The 7,911-nt window shown below is 26.5% G+C and carries 6 protein-coding genes; 3 read left to right on the forward strand and 3 right to left on the reverse strand.

The window, feature by feature from the left end; all coding sequences use genetic code 11:
• Both KQ44_RS00225 and recG read left to right on the forward strand, forming a co-directional pair.
• Positions 1–477, forward strand: a 477-nt coding sequence (locus tag KQ44_RS00225) for a DUF1232 domain-containing protein (RefSeq protein WP_096735739.1), incomplete at its 5' end; no start/stop codon positions are given.
• Between the two features lie 12 nt (positions 478–489).
• Entirely contained in the window at positions 490–2,580 is a 2,091-nt protein-coding gene (recG, locus tag KQ44_RS00230) for an ATP-dependent DNA helicase RecG (RefSeq protein WP_096735740.1), read from the forward strand.
• A 43-nt stretch (positions 2,581–2,623) separates the two neighbouring features.
• On the opposite strand, the gene KQ44_RS00235 is transcribed toward recG, so the two are convergent.
• Complete coding sequence (locus KQ44_RS00235; protein WP_240516390.1) at positions 2,624–3,088, reverse strand: transposase; 465 nt, start codon at positions 3,086–3,088, stop codon at positions 2,624–2,626.
• 678 nt (positions 3,089–3,766) lie between these two features.
• Between KQ44_RS00235 and KQ44_RS00245 the strand changes: the two genes are divergently transcribed.
• The gene (locus tag KQ44_RS00245) at positions 3,767–5,224 is read left to right on the forward strand and encodes a peptidylprolyl isomerase (RefSeq protein WP_096735741.1); all 1,458 of its coding nucleotides are present in this window, start codon (positions 3,767–3,769) and stop codon (positions 5,222–5,224) included.
• Between the two features lie 77 nt (positions 5,225–5,301).
• Here the strand turns inward: KQ44_RS00245 and KQ44_RS00250 are convergent, their stop codons facing one another.
• Together KQ44_RS00250 and KQ44_RS00255 are read right to left on the reverse strand one after the other, a co-directional pair.
• On the reverse strand, positions 5,302–5,670 hold the full coding sequence (locus KQ44_RS00250) for a DMT family protein (protein WP_096735742.1): 369 nt from the start codon (positions 5,668–5,670) through the stop codon (positions 5,302–5,304).
• 721 nt (positions 5,671–6,391) lie between these two features.
• Entirely contained in the window at positions 6,392–7,513 is a 1,122-nt protein-coding gene (locus KQ44_RS00255; protein WP_096735743.1) for an IMP dehydrogenase, read from the reverse strand.
• Between the last annotated feature and the right edge of the window lie 398 nt (positions 7,514–7,911).

Below are 7,911 nucleotides of genomic sequence, written 5' to 3' on the forward strand. Positions count from 1 at the left end.
GATATGAAAAATAAAGCAAAAGAATTATGGGATAAGTTTTCATCAAATATTACATCAGAAAAGCTTAAATCTATATTGAATAAATCAAAAGAAATATTAAATTTATCTTCATCAGCACATCTTTCTAAGTTTTTAGATAAAATACAATTAATGATAGATATGATAGGAGATTATATTAATGGAAATTATAAAAATATACCTTGGAAAACTATAGCTTCAATAGCAGGAGCTTTGCTATATATTATAATACCTATAGATGCAATACCTGATATCATACCTATAGCAGGATTAATTGATGATGCTTTTATAATAGGACTATGTTTAAAATATTTTTCTGATGATTTAAATAGATACAGAACTTGGAAATATGGAGAAGATGTTGTTGATACATCAAAAAATGAAGAAAATAAATCAGATGAAAATATTAATGAAGCAGAATATAAAATACTTGATGATAATGAAAACAAAATACAATAGGAAAACAAAGTCTTGCAAAAAAACGATTATAGCAAAGAAATTTTTACTAAAAGTATTAAATATTCAAAAGGTGTAGGTCCTAAATACGCAGAAATATTATCAAAAAAAGGAATAATAACACTATATGATTTAATAGCTTTTTTTCCTAGAACATATGATGACAGAAGAAAAACTCTAAAACTTTATGAGGCATTAGAAAATAAAGAAAAAACAAGTGTGGTATATGTAGAAGTTTTAGATATATCATCTTTTAATTTCCAGTATAAAAATAAGCCTCTAATTATAGTTACTGACGGAACAGCAATATGTGAAGTGCCTATTTACGGAGGAAGGCTTCCCTCTGGAGTTTCCAAAGGTGCTAAACTATATTTAACTGGAAAGTTTATAAGGGGAAACAGAGGAAAACTTCAATGTAGAATGACAGAAATAGAAAAACCTTCTTCAAATGCATTATCCTATGGAAAAATAGTACCAATATACCCTCTTACCGAAGGACTTTCTCAAAAAAAGTTAAGAACTTTAATTGTAGATGAGCTTGAAGTATTTGAAAAAAATATGAAATATGATATACCAACTGTCATTAAAAAAAAATATAGACTTAAAAGTTTTGTTTCCTCTATTATGGAGATGCATTTTCCTACATCATTTGAAGCACTTGATGAAGCTAGAGTGAGTTTAATTTTTGAGGAGTTTTTAACTTTTCAGTATATACATTTAAGCGAGAGAAGACCTAATATTTTAATAAAAGAAGAAAGATATAATTCTTTAAATTTACTAAAAAAAGTAAAATCTACTCTTACTTTTGAACTTACTGAAGACCAATTAAATGCTATAGAAGAAATAAAAAACGATTTATTTTCAAAAAAGCAAATGTTCAGGTTATTACAGGGAGATGTTGGAGCTGGTAAAACTATAGTTGCATTTTTAACGGCATTAATACCAACAGAGTCTGGATTTCAAACGGCATTTTTGGCTCCTACTGAAATACTGGCATTACAACATTATAACACTTTCAAAAAAATTATTAAATCAGCAGGACTTGAAGATACTATAAAAATAGATATACTCACCTCTTCTGTAAGTCAAAATGAAAGAGGATATTTATTAAAAAGACTTAGAGAAGGAAAAAGTAATATATTAGTTGGTACACATTCCATTATATATGATGAAGTAGTATTTAAAAATCTTTCTTATGCAATAGTAGATGAGCAGCAGAGATTTGGGGTTGCTCAAAGAAACAAATTATTATCAAAAGGAAAAAATGTTGATTATCTTCTTATGACTGCTACTCCAATTCCACAGTCATTGGCATTAACATTATTTGGTGAATTAGATTTATCTATTATAAAAACTCTTCCTAGTTCAAGAAAAGGAGTGCTTACAAAATATAAGGAGCTTTATGAAAGAGATCATTGCTATAAATTCTTAAAAAATAGAATATCAAAAGGAGAACAGGGATATGTTGTTTTTCCTCTAATAGAAAATAATGATTCTAGTTTTATCACTCTTTCAAGTGAGTTTCAGAGGGCTAAAGAAACCTACTTTTCGGATACTCAAATAGAAATAATACATGGTAAAATGAAAGATGAAGAGAAAGAATATATAATGAACAGATTTGCAAGCGGAGAAATAAAAGTACTATTTTCAACTACTGTAATAGAAGTAGGTATTGACAACCCAAATGCAACAACTATATTGATTGAAGGAGCTGAGCGTTTTGGCTTATCACAGCTTCATCAGTTACGCGGACGAGTGGGAAGAGGAGATAAATTAGGCTACTGCTATCTTATACTTCACAGCGAGCTTAATGATATTATAAAAGAAAGAATTAATATAATATGCAAAACCACTGACGGATTCAAAATATCTGAAAAAGATTTGGAATTAAGAGGGGCTGGAGAGTTTTTAGGCGATAAACAAAGCGGACTTCCAGACTTCAAACTTGGAAACATTATAAAAGATAAAGAGATAATGCGTAAGGCTAAAGATGAAATGCGTTCTTTACTTAAAGATGAAAACTCAAAAGAAACTTTTTATAAAGAAAATGAAGCATTCATATTAAAGGCTAATTATCTAAAATCAAGAATAGTCAAAGATGAATAATTTTTTACTATATAATTTAATTTTACTATATTTTTAATGTTAATTATAATTTATATAGTATTAAAAAAATATTCTTATTTACATTGTATACTGCCATATTGTATTTAAGTATTTCTTGATTTATTAAAGTATAGCATAGGTGTATCATATGTATACGTTTATAATTCCAAAAGTTATTATATTTTTTTAATTTTTGATTAGATTTCTCTAAAGTTAATTCTATCGTACAATAATCATAAAATTCTTTTTGATCTCGGTTATGTGTACTTTCTACAAAACCATTGTACCAAGGACTAGCAACTGGGCTATAAACTCTTTTGATGTGTTTATTTTTACAAAAATTATCTAGCGTATGCTCTGTTTCAAAGAAATGCTTACGATAGGTAAATTCTGTACTATTATCAGTCTGTATACAATGAACTCTAAAAGTAAAATAGCCTATCATTCTTTTGATAAAATCTATTGTACTATCTGGCGTCAAATACATAAAAGTTATTCTTGTAGCCAAATCAACAGCTGTTATCCTATAATAGCGTATTTCACCATAAAAAACATACTACAAAATCATCAATTTACACATTTTCACTACCTTATGCATACACATACAAATTTATTTAATATAAAAAGCATGGTTTACTCTATATTTTTTTCTTTTTTTATTCTTTCTATTTTGATATAAATGATGTTCTTTTAATATAGTCTCAATGAATGTAGTACCTATTTTGATATTTTTTCTAAAAAGTCTTTTTATTTTTAGTTTTCCATAATTTATATTTATTAAGAACTTAGATTACTTTATTAATAACCTTTTTCTTTTTGCCTTATTAGGACTATTTTTTTGTTTCCTGCTTTTATTCTATATATCCATGTTTATTCGAATTTCTCCTTCCAGTAATAATAAATTCTAATATTAAATTTTAGAGCCTGCCTTTTTTAGCTTTATTAATAATTAATACTATATTTTTTCCGATTTGCATTATGTTGTTTCACAGGTATTCATCTTAGTTTGATTGAGGCAATTTAAATTATAAGGAATAGCTGATTTTTTAAACTAAAAAGAATATATATAGCTCTTAAGCAAAATTTAATTTCATAAAAACTTGAATTTTTTAAACTCTTCTTATATAATTAATACTTTATAATAGTTTTTAATTAAAATAAATATAAAAATTAAGGATAAAAGATAATGTCATCTAGCAAGAAATTTGTACCAAAAAAGAAAAGCCCAGTAATAAAAACTTTGCAATGGCTTGGAGTATCAGCCGTTTCAATACTTTTGATAGTGTATTTTTTAGTTGTAGATACTAGAGGAAGCCAAAGAACTCCTACTATAGGCTCAGTAAATGGAACGCCTATATATTACACAAGTACAAGTCCATATGGCAGAGCTTTTAAGCAGATAGAGGCTTATTATCAGAGTTTAGGAATACAGATTAATAATGAAATGTATCAATATATAGAAGATTTAGCATTTAGACGTGCTGTTTCTACTATACTTTTAAATGATGTTGCTAGAAAAAATATTAATGTGAGCGATAATTTTATAGTTGAGGCTATGAAAAGTGAGTTCATAGATACAAATGGAGTTTATAATGAAATGGCTTATGAATCATTTATAAAAAACTCTACTCAGGCTGATAAATTAAGAATAGAAAAAGATTTAAGAGAGAGTATATTATCACAAACAATTTCTTCTGAGCTTTTTACAAGTATTAAAATAAACTCTCTTGATATTCAAAAAGAGTATAAAAAAGAGTTTACTAAAAGAGATATAGAAATGCTTTATATAGATGCTGCTGCGATAGTACAGGCAAATGAAATAGCATCTAATGATTTGGAAAAATATTTTACAGATAATAAAACTAATTTTGTTCAGGCTGATATATCTTGGATAATATTAGAAAGCGGCGGTGTGGCTGATAACTTATACAAAACTTTAAAAGATGATATTACATTATTTGATAAAAGTGCTTTAGAAAAAGGTCTTAATACTAATAATTATAAATTAGGTTATGTTACAAAAATGCAGATGCCTTCAGAAGATTTGGCAAATAAAATATTCTCTGATAATAAAGGACAAAAATTACTTGAGCCTATATATGCAAATGGGTATTATTATATTGTTTTAGTTAATGATGTAAGAATACCTGAAAAATATACAGATATTAATCAAAATGTATTAAAAAATGAGTATTTAAATGCTAATATCAACACTCTTTTAGAAGCTGAAAAAACTAAACAGGCAGAAGTATTAAAAGCAGCAGCTGCTAACATTAATAATCTTCAGACATTAAATGGAAACGGATATATAAGATATTACAGACCTTCTAAGCCTTTTTCTTATAATCAGGGAAGACTTAGTACAGCTGACGGTACTATTATTCCAGATTCTTCTACAGAAAGTTTTTATAATCATGTATTTTCTCTTCAAACCAATTCTATAAGTGATGTTGTAAGACTTGATAACGGAGTTGCTGTAATTAGATTAATATCTGAAGAAAAACCTAATATGATTACTTCATCATATACTTTAAATTCTACTAATATGAATGCTATTAAAAGACAGAGAATTAATAATATTCAAATAGAGTGGGAAAATGAGCATATAGCAAAAGCCAGAGTAAAAAAACATAATATAAGATAAAATTTTACTATTTAATATAAAAAAGAGGGCTTAAAAAGTCCTCTTTTATTTTGTAAAAAATTATTATAGTTTTATAACTACTTTTTGAATATAAAAAATACTGCTAATATTAAACATAAAAATCCTATAAAATGATTTAATCTTAAAGTTTCTGTTTTGAAAAATACTACTGTAAATATTGTGAATATTGTTAAAGTTATAACTTCCTGCATTACTTTTAACTGCATAAGTGAGAAAGGTCCACCATTTCCAGAAAATCCTATTCTATTTGCAGGAACCTGAAAACAGTATTCAAATAATGCTATACCCCAGCTTATTAATATTATGATAGGAAGTGATAGTTTTTCAAATCCTTTTATTTGACTGAATTTTAAATGTCCGTACCAAGCAAATGTCATAAATGTATTTGACATAATAAGAAGTAATATAGTAGTTAGAGCTTTCATAATGATTTTTTATCCTCCGTTTACATTATGTAAAATGTTTTTTATTGATAAAATATTATAAATAAAAAAAATTATTTTCTAGTTTAATTTTTTATATTTTAAAAAAAATAGCGAATTATTTTATTTATAATTGTTGTAATAACTATCAGTTATTTTTGCGAAGTAAAAGATTCAATATTATATATAAAAATAACCTGCATTAATCTTAGTCAATATTGTCAGATGTTTTAGAAATAAGTATATTATACTTGTTTCTAAAGTACTTGACAAGATTTTATATAAAAATTTCCTAATTTATAAATTATAAAAACAATGTTTTACATGTTGTATAAAATACTGTTTTAATGTGTAAAGATATAGTTCTTTCCCTTATTTCTAACAATAAAAGAACTAGGAATGTATGTGTGGGGCAAAGCCACAATTATAATTTAAAAATATTAAATTAAAAATTTAGTTTTGAGAAAAGTTTATTAGTATAATAATACCCCCATTATAATAATGGGGGCAACAGTTTAATTAAATGAAGGTTATAAAATATAATGTATCAATTAAGGGATACAAAGTTGCTGACTACTGTATTTTTAAGTTCTCTAAATTTTGTTAGTATATTCTAACATTTTTATATATTTTGTCAATACCATAATTAAAAAAATATATAAAAAAATCAACAATACCAAAAAAGATATTATTGATTTTTTTATATATTAAATAATAATTAATTTTAATAGTTAGGAGCTTTAGAAGTAATTTTTACATCATGAACATGGCTTTCTGCCAAACCTTGATTGGTGATTCTTATAAACTCAGCTTTTTCTTGAAGTGCTTTTATATCTTTAGCACCAATATATCCCATTCCAGAGCGTATTCCTCCTACTATTTGATATATAACATCAGCAACATGCCCCTTATATTCAGTAACACCTTCAATTCCTTCTGGTACAAATTTTGATTTACTAACTACTTCGCTTTGAAAATATCTGTCTTTACTTCCATGTATCATAGCACCTACAGAGCCCATTCCTCTATAAGGCTTATATTTTTTACCGTCTATGATAATAACGTCACCTGGTGCTTCATAAGTAGATGAAAATAACCCGCCAGCCATAACAGCATCAGCACCTATAGCAAATGCTTTTACTATATCACCAGAGTATTTGATTCCGCCGTCTGCAATAGAGCCTACATTATTTTTTTTAGCAACTTCAGAAGCGTCATATATAGCTGTAAGCTGAGGAACACCCACACCTGCTATTATTCTTGTAGTACATATTGATCCTGCTCCTATACCTATTTTTATGGCGTCTACTCCAGCATCAATTAATGCTTTAGCTCCATCTGCTGTAGCAATATTACCTGCTATTACTTCTACTTGTTTGTATTTATCTTTTATTTCTTTTATAGCAGTCAAAACATTTTTTGAATGTCCATGTGCTGTATCTATAACTATTAAATCAACCTTAGCCTCTATAAGTTTTTCTATTCTCTCATATCTGTCTTCGGATATACCAATAGCAGCAGCAGCTATCAAAGAACCATCAGAAGAAAGACTTGCTTTTTCTTTATCTTCTATATCTTTGAAATTTTTAACAATTTCTACTTCTTTTGCCTGCTGTTCAAGAGGCATATTTTTATGTATAACACCTAATGCTCCGCATAATGCCATTGCTATTGCCATTTTTGATTCTGTTACTGTATCCATAGGCGAACTTATTAGCGGGGTATTCAATGTTATTTTTTTTGTTAGTTTTCTTCTCAATGAAACATCTTTAGGTAAGATATCAGATTCTTGCGGTACTAATAATACATCGTCAAATGTTAATGCTTCTCTCATCTTTATGGACATAAGTTTTTCCTCTTCAATTATTTTAGATATGAATTTGAATAAATAGATATTTTAATAAACTATTCTATAGCAAAAATGCTTTAATTGCAATTATTTTTTATCTAATATTAATAAATATTTTTATTATGCTTTAATAATGTAGTAAATGTTTAATTACTATATATAATTTTGTAAAAAATATTTATATGTTTTATTTTTTAAGTAAAATATATTTACAAAAAGGTGAAAATATATTATATTATAAGTGTAAAGAAAATTTACTAAGCCTTTTATGGAGGTGTGAAATGACTGCAACAGCTAAAAATAATGATTTATTTTCTATATATGATGATTATTTAAAAGATGATAATCATTCTTTAAATGATATACTTTCTAAAACAATAAACGAAGTAAAATAT

This window comes from Brachyspira sp. G79, from assembly GCF_002379365.1.
Taxonomy (GTDB): Bacteria; Spirochaetota; Brachyspiria; order Brachyspirales; family Brachyspiraceae; genus Brachyspira.

Excerpts from the sequence above, each read along its gene's own strand:
- KQ44_RS00245 (WP_096735741.1), top strand. The coding sequence starts at position 3,767 with ATGTCATCTAGCAAGAAATTTGTACCAAAAAAGAAAAGCCCAGTAATA.
- KQ44_RS00250 (WP_096735742.1), bottom strand. The coding sequence starts at position 5,670 with ATGAAAGCTCTAACTACTATATTACTTCTTATTATGTCAAATACATTT.
- KQ44_RS00255 (WP_096735743.1), bottom strand. The coding sequence starts at position 7,513 with ATGTCCATAAAGATGAGAGAAGCATTAACATTTGACGATGTATTATTA.